General features: G+C 67.8%; 27 protein-coding genes, 1 tRNA gene and 2 pseudogenes. 24 read left to right on the plus strand and 6 right to left on the minus strand.

Features of this window, described 5'->3' with window-relative positions; genetic code table 11:
• The gene (locus tag AC5Y36_RS05640; RefSeq protein ID WP_500039883.1) at nucleotides 1-2,319 is read right to left on the minus strand and encodes a CaiB/BaiF CoA transferase family protein; all 2,319 of its coding nucleotides are present in this window, start codon (nucleotides 2,317-2,319) and stop codon (nucleotides 1-3) included.
• A gap of 34 nt (nucleotides 2,320-2,353) precedes the next feature.
• Between AC5Y36_RS05640 and AC5Y36_RS05645 the strand changes: the two genes are divergently transcribed.
• Complete coding sequence (locus tag AC5Y36_RS05645) at nucleotides 2,354-3,175, plus strand: FadR/GntR family transcriptional regulator (RefSeq protein ID WP_500039884.1); 822 nt, start codon at nucleotides 2,354-2,356, stop codon at nucleotides 3,173-3,175.
• Entirely contained in the window at nucleotides 3,172-3,885 is a 714-nt protein-coding gene (locus AC5Y36_RS05650) for an SDR family oxidoreductase (RefSeq protein ID WP_500039885.1), read from the plus strand. Before AC5Y36_RS05645 ends, AC5Y36_RS05650 begins: the two co-directional genes overlap by 4 nt.
• On the opposite strand, the gene AC5Y36_RS05655 is transcribed toward AC5Y36_RS05650, so the two are convergent.
• On the minus strand, nucleotides 3,842-4,702 hold the full coding sequence (locus tag AC5Y36_RS05655) for an LLM class flavin-dependent oxidoreductase (RefSeq protein WP_500039886.1): 861 nt from the start codon (nucleotides 4,700-4,702) through the stop codon (nucleotides 3,842-3,844). The genes AC5Y36_RS05650 and AC5Y36_RS05655 overlap by 44 nt on opposite strands.
• A gap of 92 nt (nucleotides 4,703-4,794) precedes the next feature.
• Between AC5Y36_RS05655 and AC5Y36_RS05660 the strand changes: the two genes are divergently transcribed.
• The 6 genes from AC5Y36_RS05660 (at nucleotide 4,795) to AC5Y36_RS05685 (ending at nucleotide 10,901) form a co-directional block, all read left to right on the plus strand.
• Complete coding sequence (locus AC5Y36_RS05660; protein WP_500039887.1) at nucleotides 4,795-5,877, plus strand: acyl-CoA dehydrogenase family protein; 1,083 nt, start codon at nucleotides 4,795-4,797, stop codon at nucleotides 5,875-5,877.
• Nucleotides 5,874-6,971, plus strand: coding sequence for an acyl-CoA dehydrogenase family protein (locus AC5Y36_RS05665; protein WP_500039888.1), 1,098 nt, complete (start codon nucleotides 5,874-5,876; stop codon nucleotides 6,969-6,971). Before AC5Y36_RS05660 ends, AC5Y36_RS05665 begins: the two co-directional genes overlap by 4 nt.
• Nucleotides 6,968-8,125, plus strand: coding sequence for an acyl-CoA dehydrogenase family protein (locus AC5Y36_RS05670; RefSeq protein WP_500039889.1), 1,158 nt, complete (start codon nucleotides 6,968-6,970; stop codon nucleotides 8,123-8,125). Before AC5Y36_RS05665 ends, AC5Y36_RS05670 begins: the two co-directional genes overlap by 4 nt.
• On the plus strand, nucleotides 8,122-9,063 hold the full coding sequence (locus tag AC5Y36_RS05675; RefSeq protein ID WP_500039890.1) for an acyl-CoA dehydrogenase family protein: 942 nt from the start codon (nucleotides 8,122-8,124) through the stop codon (nucleotides 9,061-9,063). The genes AC5Y36_RS05670 and AC5Y36_RS05675 overlap by 4 nt, the downstream gene beginning before the upstream one ends.
• Nucleotides 9,060-10,538: a class I adenylate-forming enzyme family protein gene (locus tag AC5Y36_RS05680; protein ID WP_500039891.1), complete on the plus strand. Its 1,479-nt coding sequence runs from the start codon at nucleotides 9,060-9,062 to the stop codon at nucleotides 10,536-10,538. Before AC5Y36_RS05675 ends, AC5Y36_RS05680 begins: the two co-directional genes overlap by 4 nt.
• Nucleotides 10,539-10,634: 96 nt before the next feature.
• Entirely contained in the window at nucleotides 10,635-10,901 is a 267-nt protein-coding gene (locus AC5Y36_RS05685) for a helix-turn-helix domain-containing protein (RefSeq protein ID WP_500039892.1), read from the plus strand.
• A 125-nt stretch (nucleotides 10,902-11,026) separates the two neighbouring features.
• Here AC5Y36_RS05685 and AC5Y36_RS05690 read toward each other — a convergent pair.
• Nucleotides 11,027-11,203 (minus strand): annotated as a pseudogene (locus AC5Y36_RS05690) (aminotransferase class V-fold PLP-dependent enzyme); the annotation flags it as partial.
• A gap of 429 nt (nucleotides 11,204-11,632) precedes the next feature.
• Between AC5Y36_RS05690 and AC5Y36_RS05695 the strand changes: the two are divergent.
• From AC5Y36_RS05695 to AC5Y36_RS05715, 5 genes are all read left to right on the plus strand, one after another.
• On the plus strand, nucleotides 11,633-11,800 hold the full coding sequence (locus AC5Y36_RS05695) for a hypothetical protein (protein WP_500039893.1): 168 nt from the start codon (nucleotides 11,633-11,635) through the stop codon (nucleotides 11,798-11,800).
• Between the two features lie 134 nt (nucleotides 11,801-11,934).
• Nucleotides 11,935-12,867 (plus strand): cysteine synthase A, encoded by a 933-nt coding sequence (gene cysK / locus AC5Y36_RS05700; RefSeq protein WP_500039894.1) that lies wholly within the window; start codon nucleotides 11,935-11,937, stop codon nucleotides 12,865-12,867.
• 12 nt (nucleotides 12,868-12,879) lie between these two features.
• Nucleotides 12,880-13,572, plus strand: a complete 693-nt coding sequence (gene cysE / locus AC5Y36_RS05705; protein WP_500039895.1) for a serine O-acetyltransferase — start codon at nucleotides 12,880-12,882, stop codon at nucleotides 13,570-13,572.
• A gap of 38 nt (nucleotides 13,573-13,610) precedes the next feature.
• On the plus strand, nucleotides 13,611-14,678 hold the full coding sequence (locus AC5Y36_RS05710; protein WP_500039952.1) for a hotdog fold thioesterase: 1,068 nt from the start codon (nucleotides 13,611-13,613) through the stop codon (nucleotides 14,676-14,678).
• 85 nt (nucleotides 14,679-14,763) lie between these two features.
• Entirely contained in the window at nucleotides 14,764-15,957 is a 1,194-nt protein-coding gene (locus AC5Y36_RS05715; protein ID WP_500039896.1) for an amidohydrolase family protein, read from the plus strand.
• A gap of 85 nt (nucleotides 15,958-16,042) precedes the next feature.
• Here AC5Y36_RS05715 and AC5Y36_RS05720 read toward each other — a convergent pair whose 3' ends face one another.
• Together AC5Y36_RS05720 and AC5Y36_RS05725 are read right to left on the minus strand one after the other, a co-directional pair.
• Nucleotides 16,043-17,275, minus strand: a complete 1,233-nt coding sequence (locus tag AC5Y36_RS05720) for an acyl-CoA dehydrogenase family protein (RefSeq protein WP_500039897.1) — start codon at nucleotides 17,273-17,275, stop codon at nucleotides 16,043-16,045.
• The gene (locus tag AC5Y36_RS05725) at nucleotides 17,272-18,420 is read right to left on the minus strand and encodes an acyl-CoA dehydrogenase family protein (RefSeq protein WP_500039898.1); all 1,149 of its coding nucleotides are present in this window, start codon (nucleotides 18,418-18,420) and stop codon (nucleotides 17,272-17,274) included. Before AC5Y36_RS05725 ends, AC5Y36_RS05720 begins: the two co-directional genes overlap by 4 nt.
• Nucleotides 18,421-18,531: 111 nt before the next feature.
• Here AC5Y36_RS05725 and AC5Y36_RS05730 point away from each other — a divergent pair, with 111 nt between their 5' ends.
• The 7 genes from AC5Y36_RS05730 (at nucleotide 18,532) to AC5Y36_RS05760 (ending at nucleotide 24,336) form a co-directional block, all read left to right on the plus strand.
• A complete protein-coding gene (locus tag AC5Y36_RS05730) occupies nucleotides 18,532-19,272 on the plus strand; it encodes an Rv1363c family protein (RefSeq protein WP_500039899.1) in 741 nt (246 codons plus the stop codon).
• Nucleotides 19,269-19,826 (plus strand): Rv1363c family protein, encoded by a 558-nt coding sequence (locus AC5Y36_RS05735; RefSeq protein WP_500039900.1) that lies wholly within the window; start codon nucleotides 19,269-19,271, stop codon nucleotides 19,824-19,826. The genes AC5Y36_RS05730 and AC5Y36_RS05735 overlap by 4 nt, the downstream gene beginning before the upstream one ends.
• Nucleotides 19,827-19,918: 92 nt before the next feature.
• Nucleotides 19,919-21,079, plus strand: coding sequence for a Zn-dependent alcohol dehydrogenase (locus AC5Y36_RS05740; protein WP_500039901.1), 1,161 nt, complete (start codon nucleotides 19,919-19,921; stop codon nucleotides 21,077-21,079).
• Between the two features lie 33 nt (nucleotides 21,080-21,112).
• On the plus strand, nucleotides 21,113-22,597 hold the full coding sequence (locus AC5Y36_RS05745; RefSeq protein ID WP_500039902.1) for an aldehyde dehydrogenase family protein: 1,485 nt from the start codon (nucleotides 21,113-21,115) through the stop codon (nucleotides 22,595-22,597).
• A complete protein-coding gene (locus AC5Y36_RS05750) occupies nucleotides 22,594-23,022 on the plus strand; it encodes a nuclear transport factor 2 family protein (protein WP_500039903.1) in 429 nt (142 codons plus the stop codon). The genes AC5Y36_RS05745 and AC5Y36_RS05750 overlap by 4 nt, the downstream gene beginning before the upstream one ends.
• Nucleotides 23,019-23,903, plus strand: a complete 885-nt coding sequence (locus AC5Y36_RS05755) for a TIGR03619 family F420-dependent LLM class oxidoreductase (RefSeq protein WP_500039904.1) — start codon at nucleotides 23,019-23,021, stop codon at nucleotides 23,901-23,903. Before AC5Y36_RS05750 ends, AC5Y36_RS05755 begins: the two co-directional genes overlap by 4 nt.
• A 13-nt stretch (nucleotides 23,904-23,916) precedes the next feature.
• Nucleotides 23,917-24,336, plus strand: a complete 420-nt coding sequence (locus AC5Y36_RS05760) for a lipoprotein LpqH (RefSeq protein ID WP_500039905.1) — start codon at nucleotides 23,917-23,919, stop codon at nucleotides 24,334-24,336.
• 6 nt (nucleotides 24,337-24,342) lie between these two features.
• Here the strand turns inward: AC5Y36_RS05760 and AC5Y36_RS05765 are convergent.
• Nucleotides 24,343-24,426 (minus strand) — tRNA-Leu (locus tag AC5Y36_RS05765).
• A 67-nt stretch (nucleotides 24,427-24,493) separates the two neighbouring features.
• Here AC5Y36_RS05765 and AC5Y36_RS05770 point away from each other — a divergent pair.
• From AC5Y36_RS05770 to AC5Y36_RS05785, 4 genes and pseudogenes are all read left to right on the plus strand, one after another.
• Nucleotides 24,494-24,601, plus strand: a pseudogene (locus tag AC5Y36_RS05770) (hypothetical protein); the annotation flags it as partial.
• Between the two features lie 147 nt (nucleotides 24,602-24,748).
• A complete protein-coding gene (locus AC5Y36_RS05775) occupies nucleotides 24,749-25,231 on the plus strand; it encodes an LAGLIDADG family homing endonuclease (RefSeq protein ID WP_500039953.1) in 483 nt (160 codons plus the stop codon).
• Nucleotides 25,232-25,247: 16 nt separating this feature from the next.
• Nucleotides 25,248-25,622 (plus strand): hypothetical protein, encoded by a 375-nt coding sequence (locus tag AC5Y36_RS05780; protein ID WP_500039906.1) that lies wholly within the window; start codon nucleotides 25,248-25,250, stop codon nucleotides 25,620-25,622.
• A complete protein-coding gene (locus AC5Y36_RS05785; RefSeq protein ID WP_500039907.1) occupies nucleotides 25,619-25,966 on the plus strand; it encodes a DUF3817 domain-containing protein in 348 nt (115 codons plus the stop codon). Before AC5Y36_RS05780 ends, AC5Y36_RS05785 begins: the two co-directional genes overlap by 4 nt.
• Nucleotides 25,967-25,980: the final 14 nt, after the last annotated feature.

Below are 25,980 nucleotides of genomic sequence, written 5' to 3' on the forward strand. Positions count from 1 at the left end.
TCACGTCCCCTTGGGGCGGGTCCCGATCACCCCGGCCGCACCGAGCCGGTCGAGCTCGGCATCGGTGCACCCGCACAGGTGCATGAGCACCTCGCGGTTGTGTTGACCGAGGGTCGGCGGCGGGCTCGCCAACCAGCGGTCCCGCCCCCGCAGCGGCGCGAACGGGGGCCGCGGATACAGTCCGGGCCCGGTTCGCGGATGCCGCAATTCCTCGAAGAATCCGCGGTCGCGCAGGTGCGGGTTGTCGGTGACCAAAGACGGTGACACCACCGGCGCGGCCGGCACACCGGCCGCCGCGAGCTGCTGCACCGCCGTATCGAGCGACCGCTCGGCGCACCAGCCGGCCAGGGCGTCCTGGCTGGCCGCTCCGATCAGGGCTGCCAGAGCCCGTTGCTGGTCGATGGTGCACGCGGTGACGGCGATCCAGTCGTCGTCACCGGCGCACCGGAACAGGTTCTGCAGCGCGACGCCGTGACCGCGATTGCCGCGCCGGGTCAGCGTCACCCCGAAAACCTGTGACTCGATGGGCTGGATCGCGGTGGCGTTCAACACCGTTTCCACCATCGGCAACTCGACGAGTTGTCCGGCCCCGGTGCGCTCGGCGAACCGCAGCGCCGCGGCCACCGCGAACGCGGCATGGACTCCGGCCAGCGGGTCGCAGGCGCCGCGCGGGGCGACGGGCGGCCCGTCGGGTAGCCCGGTGACCCAGGCAAGTCCGGCGATCTGTTCCATGGTGGGGGCGAACCCGACCCGATCGCGCCACGGACCGTCGAGCCCGAAGGCCGGCATCCGCGCGATGACCAGCCTCGGATTGACCGCCAGCAGAGCGTCCGCGTCGAGCCCGAAGTGGTCCATCACCCGCGGCGAGAAGTTCTCGATCAGCACATCGGCGTCGGCGACCAGCCCCAGCAGCAGTTCGCGCCCGTCATCTGATCCGAGATCCAATGTGACCGAACGCTTGTTGGTGTTCATGGCGTGGAAGACCCAGCCGTACTCCCACCAGTCGTCGACGTCGGTGCGCATTCCTCCGGAGTAGCGGATGCCGTCGGGACGCTGGATCGATTCCACCTTGATCACGTCGGCCCCGAAGGCGCCGAACAGATGGGTGGCGGCGGGGCCGGCCCAGAACGCGGTCAGGTCGATGACACGGATGCCGGCCAACGGCAACCCCGATGTCGCCGAAACCTCGACCGCGGTTGGCGGCCACGGTGGTTCGCGATCCGCCTCGCCGAGCGCGGGCGCCGGACGCACCGGCGCGGGCCGACACCGCGACATCAGCCAGGGCGGGCGGGGTTGATCGAAGCCGGCGGGGTTGGGCGTGAACACGCCGCGCTGTGTCGCATATGCGGTCTCGCGAACCGTTGCCCCGGTACCCAGCGCCGCGATCGGCAGCCGGAACAGGGCACCCAGTTCCACGATCTCGTCCACGGTCCGTTCCGCCATCCAGCCGCCGATCAGCTGCCGGATCCGGTCGCGATGCGCCCAGCGTCCGATCTGGAACTTCAACTGCGGATCCTCGGTCAGCTCGTCGCAGTCGACCATCGCCGCGAAGTCCAGCCACTGCTGACCGGTGACCATGGTGATCCCCACGTAGCCGTCACCGGCCGGCTCGATCGACGGCACCTCCACGGTGCGGGTGACCGGCGGCACCCGCAGCAACTGGCTGTGCAGCCATTCGCTGCTCTGCATTGCCGTAATCGCTTCCAGCATGGACAGGTCCAGATGCTCACCGGGGCCGCCGCGCTCCACCCGGCGCCGCACCGCCAGCGCACCGAACGCGGCGTACACCCCGCCCATGTACTCCCCCAGGTCGCCGCCGATGGAGATCGGCGGCCCGGCCGGGTCGCCGCGGAATCCGGTCAAACCCGACCATGCCTGCAAGGTGAACTCGCTCGCGGCCCGCTCGGCGTACGGGCCGGTCCACCCGAAGTCGGAGATCGTGACGACGACGGTCTGCGGTGCGGCATCCAGCACCTGCTGCGGGTCGATGCCCAGTGCGGCCGCCTGCGCCCGGGTGGCGGTCAGTACGACGACATCGGCGCCGGCGAGTTCGGCTCGCACCCGGTCCACGCCGGCCGAAGCCGTGACGCTGCGCTTGCCGGCGTTGAGGTAGGCGAACAGCGGTGCATCGACACCGTCTGGCAGCGGCGAGCGGCTGGCCGTGTACCCGCGTAACGGATCCCCTTGCGGTGGCTCGATTTTGCGGACCTGTGCGCCGGCATCGACCAACAGCTTGGTGCAGTAACTTCCCGCGATCCGGTCACTGATCTCGACGACCCTGAGGCCGTCCAGCGGTGTCGGCCCGCCGTTCGCGTGCATCCGTCAATTATGGCATTACTGCTAAGATAGCTAAGTGACCGCGCTGGGAGTTGGCCCCGAAGCCCGACGCCGGTTGTCGGCGCCGCGAATTGCCGAGATCGTCGCGGACGAGTTGCGCCGCCAGATCATCGACGGGGAACTCGCCGACGGTGATCTGTTGCCGCGCCAAGAGGTGTTGGTCGAGCAGTTCAACGTGAGCCTGGTTTCGTTGCGGGAGGCGTTGCGCATCCTGGAGACCGAGGGGCTGGTGTCGGTGCGGCGCGGCAACCGCGGTGGCGCGGTGGTTCACGCACCGGCCAAGACCAGCGCCGGCTACATGCTCGGTCTGCTGCTGCAGAGCAAGCACGTGGGCCTGGCCGATCTGGGCGCGGCGCTACTGGAAATCGAACCGGCCTGCGCGGCACTGGCCGCACAGCGGCCCGACCGCGCCGACACCGTCGTCCCCGAGCTCAAGGCGAACAACAACGCGATGGCCGACCACCTCGACGACGGTGCGCGGTGCACCGAGATCGGCCGCCAGTTCCACGATCTGGTGGTCCGCGGCTGCGGTAATCAGACGATCATCGCGGTGGTCGGTGCCCTGGAGACACTGTGGAGCAGCCACGAACAGAGGTGGGCCGACGAGAGTACGGCCCGCGGCACCTACCCGTCGCTGGCCAAGCGCCGCGCGGTGCTCAATACCCATGTGAAGCTGACCGAGCTGATCGAGGCGGGCGACGTGGAGCGGGCGCGGCGTATCGCGGCGCGGCACGTCGCCGACACCCAGACCTACGTGTTGTCCGATCGCGCGGACCCGCGGATCTATGCATTGTCCCCACATGCCCTGTCGCGACCGAGGGATAGCCGGCATCTGTGAGAACGGCACTGATCACCGGAGGCAGCGGCGGAATCGGCCGGACCTGCGGCGTCAAGCTCGGCGACCTCGGCTACGACGTGGTGCTGGTGGCCCGCCGCGAGGCTCCGCTGCGTGCGGCCGCCGACCAGATCGGGGCCCGTCACATCGTGGCCGATGCGTCGTCACCGGAATTCGCCGAGGCCATCAGCGGGTTGGAGAGCATCGATCTGGTGGTGCACGCCGCCGGCGTGCTGGGCGGAACCTATGCCCGCAAGCAGACTTTCGACCAGTGGCGAACCATCATGTCGGCGAACCTGGACTCCTGCTTCGTGGTGACCTCGGCCGTGCTGCCGAAGATGCGGCCCGGCTCGCGGCTGGTGTTCATCTCATCGTCGGCCGCGCACGAACCGATGCCGGCCCGCACCGCCTACTCTGCGACCAAAGCCGGAATGAACGCCTTTGCCCGCGCGCTGGCTCTGGAGGTCGACCGGGACGGGATCAGTGTGCACATCGTGACCCCCGGCCCGGTGGAAACCGAGATGCTGCAGGATGTCCCGTTCGAGATGTATGCGATCGACGTGTCCGACGTCGCCGAAGCCGTAGCCTGGCTGGACACCGTCGACTCGTCGGTCGATCTTCCGGAGATCCGGCTCAACGCCATGCGGCGCGGCCCGTTCGCCCGGCCTCCTATGGTGCCGACCGAAGCCCGCCGGCGCCGGGAAAAGCCTTGATCACCGAGGCCCCGAACTCGGCCAGGGTGTCGGGGCGGGCGAAGTCGGAGAACCACACGTAGAACCGTTCGACGCCCTGGTCGGCCAATCCGGAGAAGTACTCGATCAGCTCGCCGGCGTCACCGCAGACCAGTCCCGAGCCCAGATGACCGAATCGGCGTGCGCTGATCTCGCGCACCGCTTCCCGGTCGCCGTCGACGCCGACGAACCCCACCATCTGCTGCACCGATATCCGGGCGGGCGCAGCCGCCGGCGCAAGTCGGGGCAGTTTGTCGAGGTGGTTGCACGGCAGATTCCACCACGCGGCGTGGCGCCGGACCAGGCCCATCATCCGCGGCCCGGTGCCACCCAGCACCAGGGGTATCGGATGTGCGGGCGGCGGAGCCTGCGCCGCATCACCCCAGTAGCCGGTGATCAGCGCCAGGTTGCGTTCGAGTCTGTCCACCCGGGCCACCGCGTCCTGCGGTCCGACGTCGAATCTGGCGAACTCGGACGGCCACGAGCCCGCACCCAAGCCGAGCTCGAATCGCCCACTCGACGCCGTCGACAGCGTCACGGCCTGTTTCGCCAGCACCGCCGGATGCCGGAACGCGTCGCACAGCACCAGGTGGCCGACCCGCAGGGTGTCGGTCCGCGCGGCCACCCAGGTGGCGATCTCCATTGCTTCCCAGATACTTTCGGCCGGCTGGCCGGGTGCTTCCAGGTGGTCGATGAAGGCGATCCCGTCGAATCCGCCGGCCTCGGCGCTACGCGCCCTCGCCACGATGTCGGCGATCGGTAGCCGCACCTGCGGCAGAAAAAGGAACCACTCGGCCATGGCAGCTCAGCCTACGTGGCGGCCCCGCGCCGCCGTCGGGACCGGCCCATCCCGTACTTCTATTTTGCTATCTTTGCTATGTTAGACGTCTCATGGATATCGGCCTGAACAGCGACCAGCTGGCGTTGCGGGACAACGTCCGCGACGTGATGCGCGCTCGGTTCCCGCCCGAGGTGGCCCGTCAGGCGATGACCGACCCCGATCGCTGGCGGTCGCCGTGGAAGGCCGTCGGCGCATTGGGCTGGACCGAGCTGGCGGCGCCGGTGGACGCCACCGGCGAGGGTTTCGGCGCGGTGGAGTTGGCGGTCGTGCTCGAGGGGTGCGGGGCCGCCCTCGCCCCGATTCCGCTGCTGAGCAGTGTCGGACTGGCCGCCGGTGCGCTGCGCGCCGCCGGTGCCGCCGCCGACGCGGTGCGCAGCGACCTCGCCGACGGTGCGGTGGCCGCCCTGGCCGTCCACCGCCCCGGCGACCGGCTACCGGGCGTGCCGATGACGCTGGACGCGGGACGACTGCGCGGACGCGCCGTGGCGGTGCCCGGACTGCCGCGTGCCGAACTGCTGGTCACCCTGGCCCACGATGGCGATCACATCGTGGTGGCCGTTGCCGGGGTCGGCGATGGCGTCACCGTGACGGTGCCGCCCGAATGCATTGACCCGGCCCAACCGGTGGCCGACGTCGACGTCGACGCGCAACCCATCGTGACCGCTGCGGTGAATGTCGAATCCGCCTTGGCCGCACCGCTGGTCGCCGTCGCGGCTGATCTGGTGGGCGTAGCCGGTACCGCACTTGACATGTCGGTGGCATACGCCCGCACCCGCCACCAATTCGGCAAACCGATCGGTGCATTTCAAGGGATCAAGCACGCACTGGCCGACAACTATGTCGCGCTGGAGCGGGCGCGCAGCCTCACCTATGCGGCGGCGGCCCGCCTCGACGACGCCGCCACCACGCCCGGGGAAGCCTGGCACGCCGCCGCATTGGCCAAGGCGTCGGCCGGCGACGCCGCTCTCGGATGCGCCCGTACCGCCGTCCAAGTGCACGGCGCACTCGGCCAGACCTGGGAACACGACATCCATCTGTATCTGCGGCATGCCTGGCAGGCCGCGACCACCCTGGGCGACAGCCGCGCGCTGTACCACGCCGTCGGGGCCCGATTCGCCGGCGGTGCGGCATGAGCGGCGAGCTGGTGGCGGAGTTCGCCGCCTGGTTGACCGACTTCCTGCCCGCCGACTATTACCAGCGCTACCGCGACTACCGCTGGGATCTGGGGCTGCGGCGCGACTATCAGCGCGCCAGCTTCGAAGCCGGTTGGCTGCAACCGACCTGGCCCGCTGAACATGGCGGGCGATCACTGGACATCCGGGCGGCGATGGAGATCCGGCTACAGGGCGCCCTGCGATCGGCACCCAAACTGCCGAACATCGCCGGTCCCAACGTTGCCGCACCCGGCATCCGTCAGTTCGGGACCCCCGAGCAGATCGAGCGATTGCTGGTTCCGCTGCTGCGGGGCGACGAATGGTGGGCGCTGGGCATGTCCGAGCCCGAAGCCGGATCGGATTTCGCCGGGCTGCGCACCCGCGCGGAGACCGACGGCACGGTGTTCCGGGTCAACGGTCACAAGATCTGGACCACGCAGGCCCACCTGTCGCGATGGTGCACGCTGTACGTACGCACCGACCCCGACGCTCCCAAACACCGCGGCATCTCGTGTCTGGTGCTGGATCTGGAATCGCCCGGGGTGTCGGTCGAACCCATCCGGATGGCCTCGATGTCCGACGAGACGTTCTGCGAGGTCTTCCTCGAGGATGTCGAGATCCCGGTCGCCAATCTGCTGGGTCCGCTCAACGGCGGCTGGCAGGTCGCGCTGGCCTCACTACAGCATGAGCGTCAGATGATCTGGATCATGAACTGGGTCGAGATCCAGCGCGGCCTCGACTCGATCAAGGGCTCGGTGAACGAGGATGTCTATGCCGAGCTCGGCACTCTGCTGGCCGACGCCGAAGCGCTGCGGGCCACCGGATACCGGGTGTTGCGCGACGAACTGGCGGGTCGGCCCAGCCCGCAGGCCGACATTCTCAAGCTCCTCGGATCCACCACACTGCAACGGGTCTGGGAGTTGAGTGCCGCCGCAGCGGGCACCGGTTCGATCACCGACGCGGATCTGCTGTTCGAGCGCCAGGACGCATTGGCGTCGACCATCTACGGCGGCACGTCAGAGGTGCAGCGCAACATCATCGCCGAGCGGGTGCTCGGGCTGCCGAAGGGATGAGCGTGATGGATTACGATCTCGGTGCCGATGCCGGCGCGCTGCGCGAGCGGTTGCGGCAGCTCATCTTTACTCACATCCCGGCGGGTTTCCTGGGCGCCTGCACCGACGACCCGCGTGATCTGGCAACCACCGAGTCGTTCTGCAAGCTGCTGGCCACCGAAGGTCTGCTGGCCCTGGCCTGGCCGACCGAGCACGGCGGCGGCGGCGGTTCGGTCTGGCAGCAGACGGTGCTGCGCGAGGAGATGTGGGCGCATCACGAGCCGCGCGGTGCGCAATACATGGGCGTCAACTGGGTCGGCCCGGCGTTGATGCACTACGGCACACCCCAGCAGCAGGCCCGCCATCTGTCGGCGATCGCGGCCGGCGAGGTGATCTGGTGCCAAGGGTTTTCCGAACCGGAAGCCGGCAGTGACCTGGCGTCGTTGCGCACCCGCGCGGTGCCCGACGGCGACGGCTGGCGGATCACCGGACAAAAGATCTGGACCTCGTACGCGCAGATGGCGTCGTGGTGTGTGCTGGCGGCCTGCACCGACCCCGAGGCACCAAAACCGAAGCGGCTCACGCTGTTTCTGGTCCCGATGGACCGGCCGGGTTTCACCGTCCGTCCGATCAGGTCGATGCTCGGCCCGCATCACCTCAACGAGATGTTCCTCGACGAGGTGCCGGTATCGCGCGACGATGTGCTCGGCGAGGTCGGCGACGGCTGGCGGGTGATGCGCGAAGCGCTGGCCTTCGAGCGGGTGGGCATCGCCCGGTACGCCCGATGCGAGTCGCTGCTGGACCGGATGCGCACCGAACTCGGCGACGACTGGGAGCGGCTACCGGAGTCCCTGCGCACCCGCTGGGTCCGCGCCCTGGTCGATCTTCGGGTGGCGCGGCTGCTGGCCTATCGGGCGGTGTCGTTGTCGGATGATCCGTCGGCCGGGGCAGCCGCCAGCGCCGCCCGCATCGCCACCACGACCTGCGATCAGCAGGTCGCCGAATTGCTGTTCGACGTGCTGGGCCCGGCGGCCCTGGACAGCGGCCCCGACGCGGCGCTGCACGGCGCGATCGACGACCACTGGCGCTACGCCCAGGCCGCCACGGTGGCGTCGGGAACCATTGAGGTGCAGCGCATGCTGGTGGCTCGCGACGTGTTGGGAGAACACCGATGAACACCGCTCTACCGCAGGACGTCGCCGACTTCGCCGCCGTTGCCACCGACCGGCTGACCCGGCTGGGCGGACCGCAGGAGGCGTTGCGCGCCGAAACCGACGACACCGTGCGCACCCGGGCCGGCGCGGCGCTACAAGAATTGGGCGCGTTCGATCTCGATGTGCGGGCCGAACCCGGTTCGGGGTCGGACGAACTGCTGGCCGCCGCGGTGCTGTGTGAGGCGGCGGGCGCGACCGCGCTGCCCTACCCGCTGGTCGAGGAGCTGCTGTCCGTCGACGGGGCGCGGCTGGCGCTGGTGCACCCTGATGCGCCGCGCATCGATCACGGCGATCTGCCCGGCGAGTGGGTGGCCGCCGACCTCGACGCTCGGCGCTACCGGCCCACGCCGGCGTCGCGCACCACCGCCAAACTGGGGCCGTTTCTGGTGCCCGCCACCCTCGGTGAGCCTGTCGGCACCGTCCCCGCCGCCGACGTCGACACGCATCTGGTGCTGGGGTCGTGGCGCGTCCTGGGCGCGGTGCGGCGCTGCCTGGACATCACCTGCGACCATGTGCGGGCCCGGATTCAGTTCGGCAAGCCGCTGGCCGACTTCCAGACGGTGCGGTTCGCCGTCGCCGATGCGGCGGTGGCCGTGCGTGGACTCGACGAACTCGCCAAATACACCGTCTGCCGAACGGAATCCACGACCGCACCGCGGCGTCGCGCCGACGCGCTGGTGCTACGCCTCAAGGCGGTCGACACGGCCCGCCAGGTCTTGCGGACGTCTCATCAGCTGCTCGGGGCGCTGGGGTTCTGCGACGAATCCGACATCAGCGTGCTCGACCGGCACACCCAGCCGCTGATCCGGCTGCCGGAAAGCGGTGAGGGACTCGCGCTGCGGTTGACCGGGGCGGTGCGCGATGATCAGCTGGAGACCCTGTTTACGAGGACGGCATGACCCCAGCGCAACCAGCCACGGCCGATGGTGTGCCGTTCGGGACCCGACTGTGCCAGCTGGCCGAACAGCGCGGTGCCGAGGTCGGACTGGTGACGCTCGCCCCCGATGGCACCGCGGGCACCCTGACCTTCGCCGACCTCAATGCTCGCGCCAACCAGTGGGGCCGCGCGCTGGCCGCTGAGGGTGCGGTCGGCGCAGGATCGCTTGTGGCGCTGGCGGTGCCCAACTCCGAACATCTTGTGTTGGCGGCGTTGGGGTGTTGGAAGATCGGCGCCGTCCCGGTGCCGATGCGCTGGGACCTGCCCGACTGGGAACGTTCCCGGGTGCTCGCGGTGATCGATCCCGCGGTGATACTCGACGATCAGCACCGTGCGGAACTTGCCGCGTCGGCGGCGGCTCAGTCCGATGCCGAGCTGCCGGAAGCGGTCTCCCCCACCGTCAACGGAATCTGCAGCAGCGGCTCGACCGGTCTGCCGAAAGTAATCCTGAACCTGGCGCCGGGGCTGTGGACACCGCAACTGTCCACGCCGTTCCTGGCGGCCTGGACACCGACCGTCCAGCCGCAGACGATCCTGGTGCCCGGTCCGATGTACCACACCAACGGGTTTGCCACACTCAGCAACCTGATCGGCGGCGACCAGCTGGTGGTCCTGGAGCGCTTCGATGCCGCAGTGGTTGTCGACGCGATCGAGCGGTACCGGATCACCAACTTCACCGCCACCCCGACCATGCTGGCGCGTATCGCCGCCCTGCCCGATATCGCATCGCGCGATCTGTCCAGCGTGGTGTGGATTCTGCAGGGCGCCGCGGTGATGCCGCCGACGTTGCTGCACACCTGGTTCGAGCTGCTGTCTCCCGAACAGGTGGTGATGGCCTACGGGATGACCGAGAACCTGGGCTTGACCGCGTTGCGCGGCGACGAGTGGCTCGCCCGTCCCGGAAGTGTGGGGCGCGGGTTCCGGGAGACCGAGATCCGCATCCAGGATCCGAACGGTAATGTGCTGGGCCCAGGCGAGTTAGGTGACATCTATTTGCGGGCGCCGATGAGCGCGGGCTACCGCTATCTCGGCGGAGCAGCCCCGCTTCCGTCGACCGACGACGGGTTCCGCTCCGGCGGCGATATCGGCCACCTGGATGAAGACGGCTACCTCTACCTCGCCGACCGGCGCGCCGACATGATCATCACCGGCGGCGCCAATGTGTTTCCGGCGGAGGTGGAAACGGCCCTGGTCGACCACGACGGCATCGTCGACGTCGTCGTCATCGGGTTGGCGGACACCCAGTGGGGCCGGCGGGTGCACGCCGTCGTGCAACGCGGGGATCCGGCGCTGACCGAACAGCAGGTGATCGCCTACGCCAAGAGTCGGCTGGCCACCTACAAGGTGCCCAAGACCGTCGAATTCGTCAACGAGATCCCCCGCACCGCGGCCACCAAGGTCAACCGCTCGGCCATGGTCGCCGCCCGCGGCGGCTGACGCCCCGCATGCGTGAATTTATCCAAGTCTCTACTGGATAAAACGGCGTAGACTGGGAAGGTCCTGGCAACCTGTTAGAAAACGGAGGGACGAGCGATGACGACGTATGCCGCCACCCCACCGATTCACGACAACTGGGCCGAAGAACTGGCTCATCTCGTCTACCACACCCGGCTCGAGTCCGATGTGACCCAGGCCGAACTCGCACACGCCCTGGGCGTCAGCCAGTCCACGGTGGACGCGTGGGAGGAAGGGACCGACGTTCCCGGCGTCAAAGCGCTCGACGACGTGGCGCGGGCGTGTGGTCAGCACCTGGAGGTCATCATCACCAAGGACGACATCCCCCTTCCGCCGGATGAGTGAGCGGCTACCCCTCGGCGGTGCTGCGCAGCGCGTCGAGGAAAACGTCGCTCTCCTCGAAGGTGTCGTAGAACCCGGATGACGGGCGCACGTCGCCTCCAGCCCGAGCCGACGCAGGATCGGCTGTGCACAGTGACGTCGGCGATCATGCTGGCCCCGCCCTGCCACGGCGGCATCTCGTCGAGTGCCGCCTGCATCGTGTGGGGCACGCCGATGCCGGCGGGGCCGAAAATCTTGTGACCGGAGAACACAAAGAAGTCGGCGCCGAGCTCGGAGACATTGACCGGTAGCTGGGGGGTCGAACGCCGGCGGTGGCGCGCCGCGCCTGCACAAGCCGAGGCAGCCCACACAGGTTCACAACGGCGACGACCGAATTGGCGTCACGTGCCGATGTTCTATAGTGGTTGCCATGTATCAGGCCCTATCACTGCGCTCGGCACATTCGCGTTGCCTCGCTGTGGGCTGTTGTTGTTGCTGTTGTTGATTCCTGCCGCCTCGCTGTAGAAATCCCCGCTCCTTTCCGGCCACCGGGTCCGCCCGGTCAGAGACGCGGACCGTGACTTTCGGAGATCAACAACCCATGACTGTGTTGCGCACGTCCCAGCCAGAAACGGCCGAGCGTCCCCGGGCGCAGCTGATCACCCGTGGGCATACCCATGCGCGGTCGGCCACCCGGCTTTTGCCGATGAGCCGGTACCGGGACGGCACCCACTCGCACAACCGTCGAGACGATTGTGTTCGCCGACGGCACCCCGGCGCACACCGATCTGATCACGCTCAACCCGAACTTCTCCGGTATGGCACCGCACCGTCCCGCGCGATACCAGCCCGCCGACTGGTCGGTGCTGCCGTATCTGCAGGTGGGCGGCGGGGAAGCCGAGGTCGAGACGGGCGGGTACTGACCGGTGTCGCCGTGCAGGGAATACCGGAACGGTTCACGCCGGTTGCGCTAGCCGTGCGCACCGACGTGCCCATAGAGTTTGGACAGCAGCTGGGCGGCCGCCGAGGGCCTGAGACGACATTTGAAAGGGTCTAGATGACGATCGCCAAAGACGTCACGCAACTGGTCGGCGGAACCCCGCTGGTCCAGCTGAACCGGGTCACCGACGGTGTCGCCGCCGACGTGGCGGCCAAACTGGAGTTCTTCAACCCGGCCGGCAGCGTCAAGGATCGCATCGGCGTGGCGATGATCGACGCCGCCGAGCAGGCCGGCCTGATCAATCCGGACACCATCATCCTGGAACCGACCAGCGGGAACACCGGGATCGCACTGGCGATGGTGTGCGCGGCGCGCGGCTACCGCTGTGCGCTGACCATGCCCGACACGATGAGCGTCGAGCGCCGCACCCTGCTGCGCGCCTACGGTGCGGAGCTGATCCTCACGCCGGGCGCCGAGGGCATGCCGGGCGCTATCGCCAAGGCCGAGGAACTGGCCAAGACCGATGATCGGTACTTCATCCCGCAGCAGTTCGAGAATCCGGCGAACCCGGCAATCCACCGCAAAACCACCGCCGACGAGGTCTGGCGCGACACCGACGGCCGAGTCGACATCGTGGTGAGCGGCGTCGGCACCGGGGGAACGATCACCGGGCTGGCCGCCGAGCTCAAGGAACGCAAGCCGTCCGTGCAGGTCGTGGCGGTGGAACCCGCCGCGTCGCCGGTGCTGTCCGGCGGCCAGAAGGGCCCCCACCCCATCCAGGGCATCGGCGCCGGCTTCGTGCCGGCGGTGCTCGACATGGACCTGGTGGACGAGGTCATCACCGTCGGCAACGACGACGCCCTCAACCTGGCCCGCCGGCTGGCCACCGAGGAAGGACTGCTGGTAGGCATCTCCTCCGGTGCCGCCGTGGTGGCCGCCCTGCAGGTGGCACGCCGGCCGGAGAACGCCGGCAAGCTCGTCGTCGTTGTCCTGCCCGACTTCGGGGAGCGGTACCTGAGCACGGTGCTGTTCGCCGATCTGGCCCCGTAAGAGATGCGAGTGATGCTCGCGGCCATACAGCGCGATATCCGGGCGGCCAAGGACCGCGACCCGGCCCGGCCCAGCACCCTGGAAGTGATCCTCGCCTATCCCGGCGTGCATGCCATCTGGGGCCACCGCATCAGCCACTGGTTGTGGCAGGGCGGTGCACGGGTGGCCGCGCGGACCCTCGCTGAACTCACCCGCATTCTGACCGGAGTGGACATCCACCCCGGGGCGATCCTGGGCGGCGGCGTGTTCATCGACCATGCGACCGGCGTCGTGATCGGGGAAACCGCGGTGGTCGGCGACGACGTGACCATGTACCACGGGGTGACGCTCGGCGGCACCGGCAAAGACTCCGGGAAACGCCACCCGAGCATCGGCAACCGGGTGGTGATCGGCGCCGGGGCCAAGGTCCTGGGCCCCATCGACATCGGCGACGACAGCCGGATCGGCGCGAACTCCGTTGTGGTCAAATCGGTTCCGCCGCACGCGGTGGTGGTCGGGGTGCCCGGACAGATCGTCAGCATCGAGCGGCCCGGCACCAATGGTGCCCCCGACGACTCCAAGCTGCCCGACCTGGTCGGGGTGAGCCTGCAATCCCTGCTCACCCGGGTGACCCGGCTGGAGGGCCTGGCCGACACTCCGCAGACCGGCCGCGTCATCCGGCTGCCGGAAGCCGGCGTGTGGCACGGCGAGGACTTCTCCATCTGAGTGGCGCGCCGCGCGGTAACCTCATTCTCATGACGGGGATGCCCAAGGTCGACACCGACAACACGGACGGTGAGGTCGAACCCGTCACCCGCGATGCCCGCTTCATCAAGACGGCGATCACCATCCTGGGCGAAACCGGACGCACCGATTTCACCGTGCAAGAGGTCGTCGCTCGCTCCAAGACCTCGTTGCGAGCCTTCTACCAGCATTTTTCCAGCAAGGACGATCTGCTGCTGGCCCTGTTCGACAAGACGATGGCACAGTCGGCGCTCACCTGGCGCGCCGAAACCACCGGGCTGGACAGCGTCGCCGCGCTCAAGCTGGTGCTCGACCGGATCAGCGCACAACCCGAGTCCAGTACCCAGGACAGCCTGAACCGGGCGCTGAGCCTGTACAACCAGCATCTGGCCGAGACCCGGCCGCGCGACTACGCCCGGGTGCTGTTCCCGCTGCATCAGCTGTTCTGCGACCTGGTGCAGCGCGGCGTCAACGAGGGCGTGTTCCGGCCCGCCCTCGACGTGGGCTCGGCCGCGGCGATCGTGATGCAGACCGTGCTCGGGGCGCTGCGGCTGCATTGGCTGGGCGCCGAGCTGAACGGCACACCCGTCGACTCGGCGCAGCTGCACGACTTCTGCGTGGGCGCCCTGTCCGTGGGGGCCGGCCGATCGGAGGCGCTCACGTCACTGGGTGATGTGTTCGACGAGATCGGGCTGCGGGGGGCCGCCGTCGGGGGCCCAAGCGGCGCCGGCGACGAGGCGGAATCAATCACCGAGATCCCGGTAAGCCCCTTGGTGGTCAACACTTCCGGGGCACTACAGGGCGGGCTGATCGCCACGCTGGCCGACGTCGCCGGCGGCGCGTTCGGCCTCAAGTTCATCCCGCCGGGCCACGGCCTGACCACGGCCGACCTGTCGGTGCGCTACCTGCGCCCGATCCGTGACGGCGCCGCCCGAGCGGTCCCGAGGATCCTGCGCGCCGGCCGCCGTGCGGTGATCGCACAGGTCGACATCTTCCGCAGCTCCGACAACGAGCTCGCCGCCACCGCCACCATGAACTTCGCCGTGGTCGACTACCCCACCGACGGGCGCGGCGCGCCACCCCGATAACACCGTTTCACCTGGATCAGCCAGGTGGTAACGTCATTACCACAATGCGTTAGCCCGCCCTCAGACCCGTGCCCAGGAGGCTGTCATGCCGTCTCGCGAGCTCCCCTACCCGGTGTTCGACGCCGACAACCACATGTACGAAACCCGGGAGGCGCTGACGAAGTTCCTGCCCGACAACCGCAAGCGCGTCATCGACTACGTCGAGGTCCGTGGCCGGACCAAGATCGTCGTGCGGGGACACATCAGCGACTACATCCCCAACCCCACCTTCGACGTGGTGGCGCGTCCGGGTGCCCAGGAGGAGTACTTCCGGCACGGCAGCGGCGGCAAGAGCTACCGCGAAGTGCTGGGCGAGCCGATGAAATCCATCCCGGCGTTCCGCGAGCCCGGACCGCGGCTGGAGATGATGGACGAACTCGGCGTCGACTACGCGCTGATGTTCCCGACCCTGGCCAGCCTGGTCGAGGAGCGGATGAAGGACGACCCGGAGATGATCCACGACGTCATCCACGCGCTCAACCAGTGGATGTATGAAACCTGGTCGTTCAACTACCAAGACCGCATCTTTGCGACCCCGGTGGTCACGCTGCCCATCGTCGACCGTGCCCTCGAGGAGCTGGAATGGTGTCTGGAGCGCGGCGCCAAGACCGTGCTGGTGCGTCCGGCACCGGTGCCCGGGTACCGCGGCACCCGCTCGTTCGGTCTGGAGGAGTTCGACCCGTTCTGGCAGGCCTGTATCAAGGCCGGCATTCCGGTGTCCATGCATGCCTCGGACAGCGGGTATTCGGAGTTCCTCAACGTCTGGGAACCCGGCGACGAGTTCCTGCCGTTCAAACCCACCGCGTTCCGGATGGTGGCGATGGGTAAGCGCCCGATCGAGGACGCGATGGCGGCCCTGGTCTGCCACGGTGCGCTGTCCCGCAACCCCGAACTGCGGGTGCTGTCCATCGAGAACGGCGCCGACTGGGTGCCCTACCTGTTCAAGCAGCTCAAGGGCACCTACGCCAAGATGCCCAACGGTTTCCTGGAAGACCCGATCGAGGCGTTCAAGCGCTGCGTGTACATCAGCCCGTTCTGGGAGGACAACTTCGTCGACATCGCCCGGATGGTCGGCATCGACCGGGTGGTGTTCGGATCGGACTGGCCGCACCCCGAAGGGCTCAAGGACCCGATCACGTTCGTCGACGATCTCGCCGAGCTGTCCCAGGACGAGCAGGCACAGGTCATGGGCGGCAACATGATGGACCTGTTCAAGATCGCCAAGCCCGTCCCGGCCTGACCCGAATTTCAGCCGCGAGCGTGCGCAGTTGCACACCTACAGGCGGAAAAACTGTGCAACTACGCACGCTCGCGGGTGGTTCGCGTCAGCGGGTCGAGTGGCGGACCTGGTTGAACGGCACCCCGCGGTCGGCGGCGTACTCGCGGGGGAAGTTCAGCACCCGTTCGGCGATGACGTTGCGCGCCATCTCGGTGCTGCCCCCGCCCAGGCAGACGGTCTGCCGGGACAGGTAGCGCAGCCCGGTCTCCAGCCCGTCACCGGGTTCGCCGACCACCCCGGCCGTCGCCGCGATCTGCAGCGCGGTGTCGACGTCGGTGGTCACGGTCTCGGCATGGAACAGCCGGATCAGGGTCCCGGCGGTCGGTGGCAGGCTGCCGTCCATCACGCTGCGGTACACGTGGTCGACCATCTGGTCGCCGACCATGCGGTGTACCAGGGCGCGGCCGGCCAGTGCCTGCACCCGCTCATCGTCTGCCTGCCCGGTCTTTTCGGCCAACGCCACGTAGTCCACCGGCGTCGACCGGCCGCCCTCGCTGCCGGTACCGCTGGCGAACTCCGACCCCTGCCCGACCGCTCGGCGCTCGTGGTGGAGCTGCCGCGAGGCGACCGCCCACCCGTCGTTGACCTCACCCACCACCGCGTCGTCGCCGACGTCGACGCCGTCGAGGAACTCTTCACAGAACTCGGTGGACCCGTTGAGCTGAGTGATGCGCCGCAACGTGATTCCCGGGTGCGCGATCGGCACCAGGAACATGGTCAGGCCCTCGTGCTTGGGGACATCCCAGTTGGTTCGTGCCAGGCACAGGCCGTAATCCGCGGCAAATGCGCTGGTGCTCCAGGTCTTTGCGCCGTTGAGCACCCAGCCGTCGCCGTGGCGCTCGGCGCGGGTGATCACCCCGGCCAGATCCGATCCACCACTGGGCTCGGACAGCAGTTGCACCAGCACCTCGTCGCCACGCAGCGCGGCGGCGATATGCCGCTTCTTCTGTTCCTCACTGCCGGTGTCCAGCAAGGTCGCGCAGCAGATGGTGAACGTCGGGGTGTTCAGGATCAGCGGCATCTCATAGCTGGTGCACTCCTGGTCGAATGCCCGCTGGTATTCGTAGCCCAGACCCAGCCCGCCGTACTCGCGGGGGAAGCAGATGCCCGCGAATCCGCCTTCGTAGAGCCGCTTTTGCAGTTCACGGGCACGTCGCCAACAGACATCGTCGTCGCGGTTGGCCGCGGGCGGCGACGCGGGGTCGATGCGCGGCATGTTATCGGCCAGCCAGGCTTTCGCACGGGCGCGGAACTGGTCCACCGACTCGGTCTGCGTCATCCCGCGGCTCCCGCCCGTTGTGCGGCGGCGTGCGCATACACCCGCAGATTGTGTTCCTCGGGTGTGCCGAACATCGAGCGGTACAAGGCAACCCGGCGCAGATACAGGTGCAGGTCATGCTCCCAGGTCACGCCGATACCCCCGTGCAATTGGACGCAGTCCTGCACGATCCCCGACGCCATCTCCCCCACGTATGACTTGGCGACGCTGGCCGAACGTCCCGCCCGCGATGAGCGAGCGGCAATATCGGTGACCGCGGCAGCGGTCGTCGCACGGCAGGCCTCCACCCACATCTTCATGTCGGCGAAACGATGTTTGAGCGCCTGATACGACGCCAGCGGTCGCCCGAAGGTGTGCCGGTCCAACGCCCACGCCACGGTGAGGTCGAATACCGTTGCCAGGATTCCGACGGTCTCGGCGCACTGCAGGATCTGGGCGATCTGGCTTTGCCGCTCGATCAACGCCGGGGTCTGCTGCGCGCCGCCGACTGCGGCGCCGGCGTCGACGACGACGCCGTCGAACTCCACCCGCGCGTACTGCTTCACCAGGTCCAGCGACCGCTGCAAGGCGATCCGCACTCCCGGCGCGCTGGTGGGCACCAGGAATTGCCGCACCCCCCGATCGCAGCGGGCCACCACCAACAGCACGTCGCTGTCGGCACCCGCCTCGACGCGGTCCTTGACCCCGTCGAGGCGGTAGCCGGATGCGGTCTCGGTGGCGGTGAGCGACGGCTCCAGCGGAGCCCAGCCCCGACCGGGTTCATAGACCGCCCATGACCCGATCTGCTCTCCGGATACCAGCGCATCGATGGTGGCCGCATGCGCAGCCGGCTCGGCGCAATCGGACAGTCCGGCCAGCACCGTGCTGACCGGGTAGAGCGGCCCGGGCGCCACCGTGGCACCGATCCGCTGCGCGATCATGGCCAGGTCTGCCACACCGTTGCCCGACACGCTGCCGCCGCCGAACTCCTCGGGAACCAACAGACCGGTCCACCCCAGTTCGGCGACCTGTCTCCACCAATCCCGGTCGAAGGACAGCCCGGCCGCATGCAGCTCACGCACTTTGCTCAGCGGCGCCTGTTGTTGCAGAAACGCCTGGGCCGTGGACGCAAAGAGTATCGTCTCGGGAGGGTCGGCGGCGGGCATGATGCTGATCGGTCCTCATCGGAGTCGGGGTGTCTGCGATGCTAGCAATGGGCGATACCGTAAAAGTTACCGGAGTGCAGTCGATAATGGCGTTGGACAGGCGTGGCCACCATGGCCGATGACACCGCGGCCGCGGAGAATTCCGGTGACGCGCGGGTGTTGGCCGAGCTTGCCGAGGCCGAAGCCGACGAAGCAGAGGCGTTGGCTGCCGCCGCGCGTGCCCGGGCCGACGCGCTGCGTTTGAAGCGGGCCGCGGCGAAGGAGCAGGCGGCCGCCGAAACCACCGACGCGACGGCCGAGCCCGACGAGCACCCCGGGCCGGGCGACGCCGAGCCGGAACCCGACGATGCCCGACCGGTGTCGCAACGCGGCTGGCTGTCGAGGCTGCTGGCCGCTGCGGCTATCGCGATCATCTGTGCGTTGCTGGGGATCAGTGGATACCTGGTGTGGCATCACCGCGAAGCGCTCCAACGCCGGGACCAGGCCGCCGCCTTCGCTGCGGCGGCCCGCCAGGAACTGATCAACCTGACGTCGTACAACTACACCCACGCCAAAGAGGACGTCCAACGGGTGATCGACAACTCCACCGGAGAGTTCAAAGACGATTTCCAGCAGCGGGCAGACGATTTCGCGTCGGTGGTGGAGCAATCCAAGGTCATCAGCGAGGGGACGGTGCATGCCGTCGCCGTCGAGTCGATGGACACCGACTCCGCTGTGGTGCTGGTCGCCGCAACCTCGAATGTGTCCAACGCCGCTGGCGCGAAAGAAGATCCGCGGGCATTTCGGATGCGGCTGACCGTTAACCGGGAAGGCGGCCAGTACAAGGTGTCCAGGCTCGAGATGGTGCCATGACCGTGACCGACTCGAGGGACGAGGAAGACAACACCCCGCGCACCCGCTCGCGGCTGTCGAACTGGCGGATCGAACTCAAAGTTGTTCCGCTGATTCTGATCATGCTGATTCTGGCTGCCGCGGGGCTGACCGCCCTGCTGTATTTCGGGTGGTACCAGACAGATCGTCAAACCGATACCACCGCACAGCAGAGGGCTGCCGACGCCGCGTCCGAGGGCATCGTCGCAATTCTGACCTACACGCCGGGCACTATCGACAGCGACGTCAGCAACGCCAGAACACATCTCACCGGCGACTTCTTGTCCTACTACGACGACTTCACCCAGAAGATCGTCGCGCCCGCGGCCAAGGAGAAGGCGGTGACGACCACCGCGCAGGTGGTCGGGTCTGCCGTGCAGGAACTGCATCCCGATTCGGCGGTGGTATTGGTGTTCGTCAACCAGACCACGATCAGCAACGACAAGCCGGAACCCGGGATCGCGACCAGCAGCGTGCTGGTGACGCTGACCAAGGTCGACAACAAGTGGCTGATCTCGAAGTTCGACCCGGTCTAGCGCAGCCTTCCTTGCTATTTATATAATGATAGTAAGGTTCGAGTTCCGGGAGGCCCGCTGATGACGATCGCCACTGACGCCGTCACGGCCCCATGAGGAGCCGCGCCGCCATCCTGCACGATGTGGGTGGACCGTGGTCGGTCGAGGAATTCGAGTTGGACGCGCCGCGCGCCGGTGAGGTCCTGGTTGAGATGGCTGCGGCGGGGTTGTGCCATTCCGACGACCACATCCTGACCGGCGACATGTCCGCACCCAACGAGGTGTTGCGGTCCCTCGGGTTGCCGACCATGTTCCCCACCATCGGCGGCCACGAGGGCGCCGGTGTGGTACGCGAAATCGGGGACGGGGTCACCGCTTTCGCGCCCGGCGACCACGTGGTCATGTCATTTGTGGCGGTGTGCGGTCAGTGCCGCTGGTGTGCCACCGGGATGGAATACCTGTGCGACGCCGGGATCGGCACGCTGACTCCGGGCATGCCGACCGACGGAACGTTTCGCCACCACACCGCCGACGGGCGGCCGCTGGGCCACCTGTCCAAGATCGGCGCGTTCGCCGAACACACGGTGGTGGCCGCGGAGTCGCTGGTCAAGATCGATCCGGAGTTGCCGCTGCTGCCCAGCGCACTGTTGTCCTGCGCGATCCCGACCGGATACGGCTCAATCACCCATCGCGGCGCCGTGCGCGCGGGAGACACCGTCGTCGTCGTCGGCGCCGGCGGCATCGGCACCGGCGCGATCCAGGGCGCCCGGATCAACGGCGCCGCCCACATCGTCGCGGTCGACCCGGTGCAGTTCAAACAGGAGGCGGCACTGCGGTTCGGCGCCACCCACAGCGTCGCCGGCGCCGCCGACGCGGTCGATCTGGTGCGCGACCTGACCCGTGGCGTGATGGCCGACGCGGTGGTGGTCTCACCCTCGCTGATCACCCCGGCCGACGTGCGCGACGCGCTGGCGCTCACCCGCAAGGGCGGCACCTGTGTGCTGACGGGGATGACCGCGCAGACCACCCGCTCGGTCAAGATCGACCTGCAGGACTTCATCCTGATGAACAAGACCTTGGCCGGGACCGTCTTCGGTTCCTGCAACCCCAAGGCCGACATCGCCCGCTTCGCCACGCTGTACCAGACCGGACAGCTGCAGCTCGACGAGATGATCACCAAGCGCTACCGGCTCGACGACATCAACGACGCCTACGCCGAGCTGCGCAACGGTGAAATCGTTCGGGGGATCATCGATTTTCAACTGATGGGGTGACACTCTAGCGATTATTTGTAAAGCTAGGGAACCATGACCGAAGTGCAGGACACGACCGGCGTACTGGCCGGCGACGACCGGATGCTGATCGACGGCGAGCTGCAGCACACCGCCAGCGGCGCGATGTTCGACGTGATTCACCCCGCCAGCGAGGAGGTGGCCGGGCAGGCCACCGACGGCACGGTGGACGACATGGGGCGGGCGGTGGCCGCGGCGCGGCGCGCATTCGACGCGGGCGATTGGTCGCGTGACGTGGAGTTCCGCTACCGGTGCCTGATGCAGCTGCACGAGGCCCTGGACCGCAACAAGGAGCGACTGCGCCGGGTGCTGGTCACCGAGGTGGGCTGCCCGATCATGGTGACCGGCAGCCAGATCGAGGACCCGATCGCCGAGGTCAAGCACTGGGCCGAGCACGGCAAAGCGTTCGACTACCTGGTCGACACCGGGGTGCATCCCACCCAGCTGGGCCCGGCACGCCGCAAGATCCACTACGAGCCGGTCGGCGTGGTCGGCGCGATCACCCCGTGGAACGTGCCGTTCTATCTCAACGTCGCCGAGACCGTGCCCGCGCTGATGGCCGGCAACACCGTCGTCCTCAAACCCGCGCAGCTGACGCCGTGGTCGGGCAGCGAGCTGGGCCGCATCGTCGCCGAGGAGACCGACATCCCCGCCGGGGTCTTCAACGTCGTCGTCTCCAACGCCAATGAGGTGGGCGCTGCACTCTCCGCCGATCCGCGGGTCGACATGATCACGTTCACCGGATCCACCGCCACCGGCCGGGCGATCCTGGCGGCCGGTTCGGCGACGGTGAAGAAGACGCTGCTGGAGCTGGGCGGCAAGTCCGCGCACATCGTGCTCGACGACGCCGATCTGGGTACCGCGATGGCGATGGCCGCCATGATGGCCTGCGTGATGTCGGGGCAGAGCTGCATCCTGCCATCGCGCATCCTGTTGCCGCGCAGCCGCTATGACGAGGGCCTGGAGATCCTCAAGACGTCGATGGAGAACTTCCCGGTCGGTGATCCGTGGCAGCAGGGCATCATGCAGGGCCCGCAGATCAGCGACACGCAGCGGCGCAAGGTGCTGGGCCTGATCGCGTCGGGGCTTGCCGACGGTGCCCGGCTGATCACCGGCGGCGGTGTGCCGGAGAATTTGCCGACCGGCTATTACGTGGCGCCGACATTGCTGGCCGATGTCGATCCGAATGCCCGTGTCGCGCAGGAGGAGATCTTCGGGCCGGTGCTGACGGTGACCGGCTACGACACCGAGAACGAGGCGATCGCCATCGCGAACAACTCGATCTACGGGTTGTCCGGTGAGGTGTCCTCGGCCGACGTCGACCGCGCGTTTGCGGTGGCGCAGCGGATGCGGACCGGCAACGTGACGATCAACTCGCGCAGTCACTTCGGGATCAGCAGCCCGTTCGGCGGCACCAAACAGAGCGGTCTGGGCCGGCGTAACGGCTCCGAAGGCTTCCTGGAATACCTGGAATCCAAGACCATCGGCATGCCCGAGTGAGCGAGGAGGCACGGGTCGCCGACGAGTTGGCCATCTCCGCGCTGCTGCACCGCTACGCCCGCGCGGTCGACACCAAAGACTGGAACGTGTACCGCTCGGTGTTCACCGACGATGCGGTGATCGACTATTCATCGGCGGGTGCGATCAGCGGCACCCGCGACGAGGTCACCGATTGGCTGGCCGCCGGATTCGGCGCGATCGGCATGAGCATGCACTACATCACCAACATCGAACCGGTCATCGACGGCGACTCCGCGTCGGTGCGGGCGATGTTCTACAACCCGATGCAACTACCCGGCATCGACGGGCTCAGCTACTGCGGCGGGTACTACCACCACGAACTGGTGCGCGGGCCCGACGGCTGGCGCAGCCGGCAGCTGCGGGAAGAAAACGTCTGGTTCGTCAACGGGCCGGCGGGGCGATGAAGTTCTGGACCGGTACCGCCTTCATGAACACCGTGGAGGCGCCGCAGGTGGCGCGGCTGCTCGACGAGGCCGGATACGATGGCATCACTTGCTCGGATCACCTGATCTACCCGCGCGAGCTGACGTCGCCGTACCCGTCGCCCTCCGGCAAGCCGATGTGGAAACCGGAGACAGCCTGGCCCGATTCATGGGTGCTGATCGGTGCGATGGCGGCGCTGACGACGCGACTGCGCTTCACCAACGCCGTCTACGTCGCCCCGGCACGACCGCTGCTGGAAGTGGCCAAGCAGGTGGCGACGGCGTCGGTGCTGTCGCGCGGGCGGGTGGCACTGGCGGTCGGTGTCGGCTGGATGCGCGAAGAGTACGAGCTGATGGGTCAGGATTTTCATACCCGCGGCGAGCGGCTCAACGAGATGATCCCGGCGCTGCGCGCCCTGTGGCGCGGCGGCTGGGTGTCGTGGGACGGGCCGCACTATCGCGTGCCGGAGTTGATGATCGAGCCGCATCCGCCCGCGCCGGTGCCGATCATGTGCGGCGGTGAGTCCGCGGCCGCGCTGCATCGCGCGGCCCGCTGGTGCGACGGGTGGGTCGGCGCGGCCTATACCTTCGATGAGGCGGTCGGCTACGTGCAGAAGCTGACCGCACTGCGCCGCGAATACGGCCGCGAGAACGCGCCTTTCGAGATCATGCTGGCATTGCGCGCGGCGCCGTCCCCCGATCTGTTCCGGCGGGCCGAGGACATCGGCATCACCGCGGTCATGTGCAGCCCATGGGCCGGCGCCCAGGAGGTCTTGACGGGCAACCACGGCACCCTCGACGCTGAACGCTACCGGCCTGCCATCGAGCGGTTCGCCGAGAACATCATCGCGAAAACACGGTAGAGGAGATGCCCGGGTGAGAAACCGATTCGTGGCTGCAGTGGCGATCGTCCTGGCGTTGCCGTTGGGCAGCACGGGGTGCTACGGGCAGTCAAAGACGCTGCCGCAGAAGACCGCTCGGATCACCGTGGATGGCAACACTCGCACCTCACACGCCATCACCTGCGGTCAGGTCCAATCGCTGCTGACAGTGGAGATCAGCGCCGCCCCAGCGCGGGTGCGGATGCTGCTGCGACTCGACGACACCGTGACACCGGAGAACGTCGACATCAATAATTTCAATGGGTTCACCGGTGTTGCCAACGCCGGTGTCGGCAAGGCCGAGGCGACGTTCAGCGATGCGACCTACACGGTGAGCGGTACCGCGCAGGGCCCCAACCTGGAGCATCCCGACACCACGAAGGCCGCCGACTTCCGCATCGAAGTCCAGTGCTGAGCTGAGTGCGGGCGGAGGGACTCGAACCCTCACGCGCTTTCGCGCAATGGCACCTAAAGCCATCATGTCTGCCAATTCCATCACGCCCGCAAGGCCAAGCGATCGTACCGCCCTTCGGGTCAACGGAATCTGTCGGTGGTGCCCGATACCGTGAGTCATGCGGTCTGCAGAAGAATTCAACGCGGCCCGTCGTCTCATCGCAGCCGGTGTCAACGACTGTGCGATTGCGCGACGCTTCGGTGTGCCACGAACCACCGTGCGGGACTGGCGACGCCGTCCACAAGTTTGGCCCAGGCTACCGAGCGGGCCGGGGTGCGGGGTCCGTCATGACTTCGCTGCGTTGCCGCCGCCCGCGTATTGCTACTTGCTCGGTCTCTACCTCGGCGACGGATGTATCTCCAGGCAACGACGCGTGTGGCGGATCAGGATCACGCTCGATGCAAAGTACCCGGGAATCATCCAACGTTGTCGCGAAGCGATCGACACTCTGATGCCAGGGCAGCATGCGGCGATATTGCAGCGTACTGATAATTGCTTCGAGGTCTCGCTCTGCTCCAAGCACTGGCCCTGCCTGCTCCCCCAGCACCGCCCCGGCAAGAAGCACACCCGCCCGATCCGCCTCGAACCCTGGCAGGAGGCGTTGGTCGGCCACGCCACCGAGGAATTCATTCGCGGCCTGATCGACAGCGACGGCTGCCGGGTCGTCGCCAACGATCGCGGTGTGCGCAGTGTCCGCTACCACTTCTCGAACCGCTCCGGCGATATCCGCGGCCTGTTCTGCGCGGCGCTGGACACACTGGGCATCCCCTGGACACACAACAGCACCTATGAGATCGCCATCTACCGCAAGGCCGCCACCGCGCGTCTCGACGAGTTCGTCGGGCCCAAAGCCTGACCGGTACGGTCAAGGGGTGTCCACTACACGGCGTCGGAGACCAGCACTGGTGGTGCTGGTGATCGTCGCTGCCTGCGGTTGCCTGGCGCTGGGCTGGTGGCAGTGGACGCGATTCGAGTCGGTGTCGGGGACTTACCAGAACCTCGGCTACGCGCTGCAGTGGCCGCTGTTCGCCTGGTTCTGCGTCTACGCCTACCGCAAGTTCGTTCGCTATGAGGAAGTCCCGCCCGAGCCGCGCACCGGTGTGACCGAGATTCCGGCCGGCCTGCTGCCCGAGCGTCCCGCGCCCGCCGCCCCGCCGTCCGATGACTCCGCGCTGAGCGACTACAACGCCTACCTTGCCGAACTGGCCCAATCCGATCAGGACCGAGAGAACAGGACCACCACATGAGCACGCCCGAAGCGCCCGCGGGGGCCGCCCCCGTTGAGAAGATCCGCCCCGCGCTGCTGGGCTACCGGGTGATGGCGTGGACGACCGGTTTGTGGTTGATCGCGCTGACCTACGAGGTGGTGGTGCGCTACGTGGTGAAGGTGGAGAATCCACCGACCTGGATCGGGATCGTCCACGGCTGGGTGTACTTCGTCTACATGCTGGCCGCGTTCAACCTCGCGATCAAGGTCCGCTGGCCGCTCGGCAAGACCATCGGCGTGCTGCTGTCGGGCACCATCCCGCTGCTCGGCATCATCGTCGAGCACTTCCAGACCAAGCAGATCAAGGAGCGCTTCGGCGTGTAGCCCTGCCGAGCGTG

The organism is Mycobacterium sp. NGS50 (assembly GCF_059812545.1).

Coding starts and splice junctions, on each gene's coding strand:
- AC5Y36_RS05640 (WP_500039883.1), bottom strand. CDS start 2,319: ATGCACGCGAACGGCGGGCCGACACCGCTGGACGGCCTCAGGGTCGTC.
- AC5Y36_RS05655 (WP_500039886.1), bottom strand. CDS start 4,702: ATGGCCGAGTGGTTCCTTTTTCTGCCGCAGGTGCGGCTACCGATCGCC.
- AC5Y36_RS05660 (WP_500039887.1), top strand. CDS start 4,795: ATGGATATCGGCCTGAACAGCGACCAGCTGGCGTTGCGGGACAACGTC.
- AC5Y36_RS05665 (WP_500039888.1), top strand. CDS start 5,874: ATGAGCGGCGAGCTGGTGGCGGAGTTCGCCGCCTGGTTGACCGACTTC.
- AC5Y36_RS05670 (WP_500039889.1), top strand. CDS start 6,968: ATGAGCGTGATGGATTACGATCTCGGTGCCGATGCCGGCGCGCTGCGC.
- AC5Y36_RS05675 (WP_500039890.1), top strand. CDS start 8,122: ATGAACACCGCTCTACCGCAGGACGTCGCCGACTTCGCCGCCGTTGCC.
- AC5Y36_RS05680 (WP_500039891.1), top strand. CDS start 9,060: ATGACCCCAGCGCAACCAGCCACGGCCGATGGTGTGCCGTTCGGGACC.
- AC5Y36_RS05685 (WP_500039892.1), top strand. CDS start 10,635: ATGACGACGTATGCCGCCACCCCACCGATTCACGACAACTGGGCCGAA.
- cysK (WP_500039894.1), top strand. CDS start 11,935: ATGACGATCGCCAAAGACGTCACGCAACTGGTCGGCGGAACCCCGCTG.
- cysE (WP_500039895.1), top strand. CDS start 12,880: ATGCTCGCGGCCATACAGCGCGATATCCGGGCGGCCAAGGACCGCGAC.
- AC5Y36_RS05710 (WP_500039952.1), top strand. CDS start 13,611: ATGCCCAAGGTCGACACCGACAACACGGACGGTGAGGTCGAACCCGTC.
- AC5Y36_RS05715 (WP_500039896.1), top strand. CDS start 14,764: ATGCCGTCTCGCGAGCTCCCCTACCCGGTGTTCGACGCCGACAACCAC.
- AC5Y36_RS05720 (WP_500039897.1), bottom strand. CDS start 17,275: ATGACGCAGACCGAGTCGGTGGACCAGTTCCGCGCCCGTGCGAAAGCC.
- AC5Y36_RS05725 (WP_500039898.1), bottom strand. CDS start 18,420: ATGCCCGCCGCCGACCCTCCCGAGACGATACTCTTTGCGTCCACGGCC.
- AC5Y36_RS05730 (WP_500039899.1), top strand. CDS start 18,532: ATGGCCGATGACACCGCGGCCGCGGAGAATTCCGGTGACGCGCGGGTG.
- AC5Y36_RS05735 (WP_500039900.1), top strand. CDS start 19,269: ATGACCGTGACCGACTCGAGGGACGAGGAAGACAACACCCCGCGCACC.
- AC5Y36_RS05740 (WP_500039901.1), top strand. CDS start 19,919: ATGAGGAGCCGCGCCGCCATCCTGCACGATGTGGGTGGACCGTGGTCG.
- AC5Y36_RS05745 (WP_500039902.1), top strand. CDS start 21,113: ATGACCGAAGTGCAGGACACGACCGGCGTACTGGCCGGCGACGACCGG.
- AC5Y36_RS05755 (WP_500039904.1), top strand. CDS start 23,019: ATGAAGTTCTGGACCGGTACCGCCTTCATGAACACCGTGGAGGCGCCG.
- AC5Y36_RS05785 (WP_500039907.1), top strand. CDS start 25,619: ATGAGCACGCCCGAAGCGCCCGCGGGGGCCGCCCCCGTTGAGAAGATC.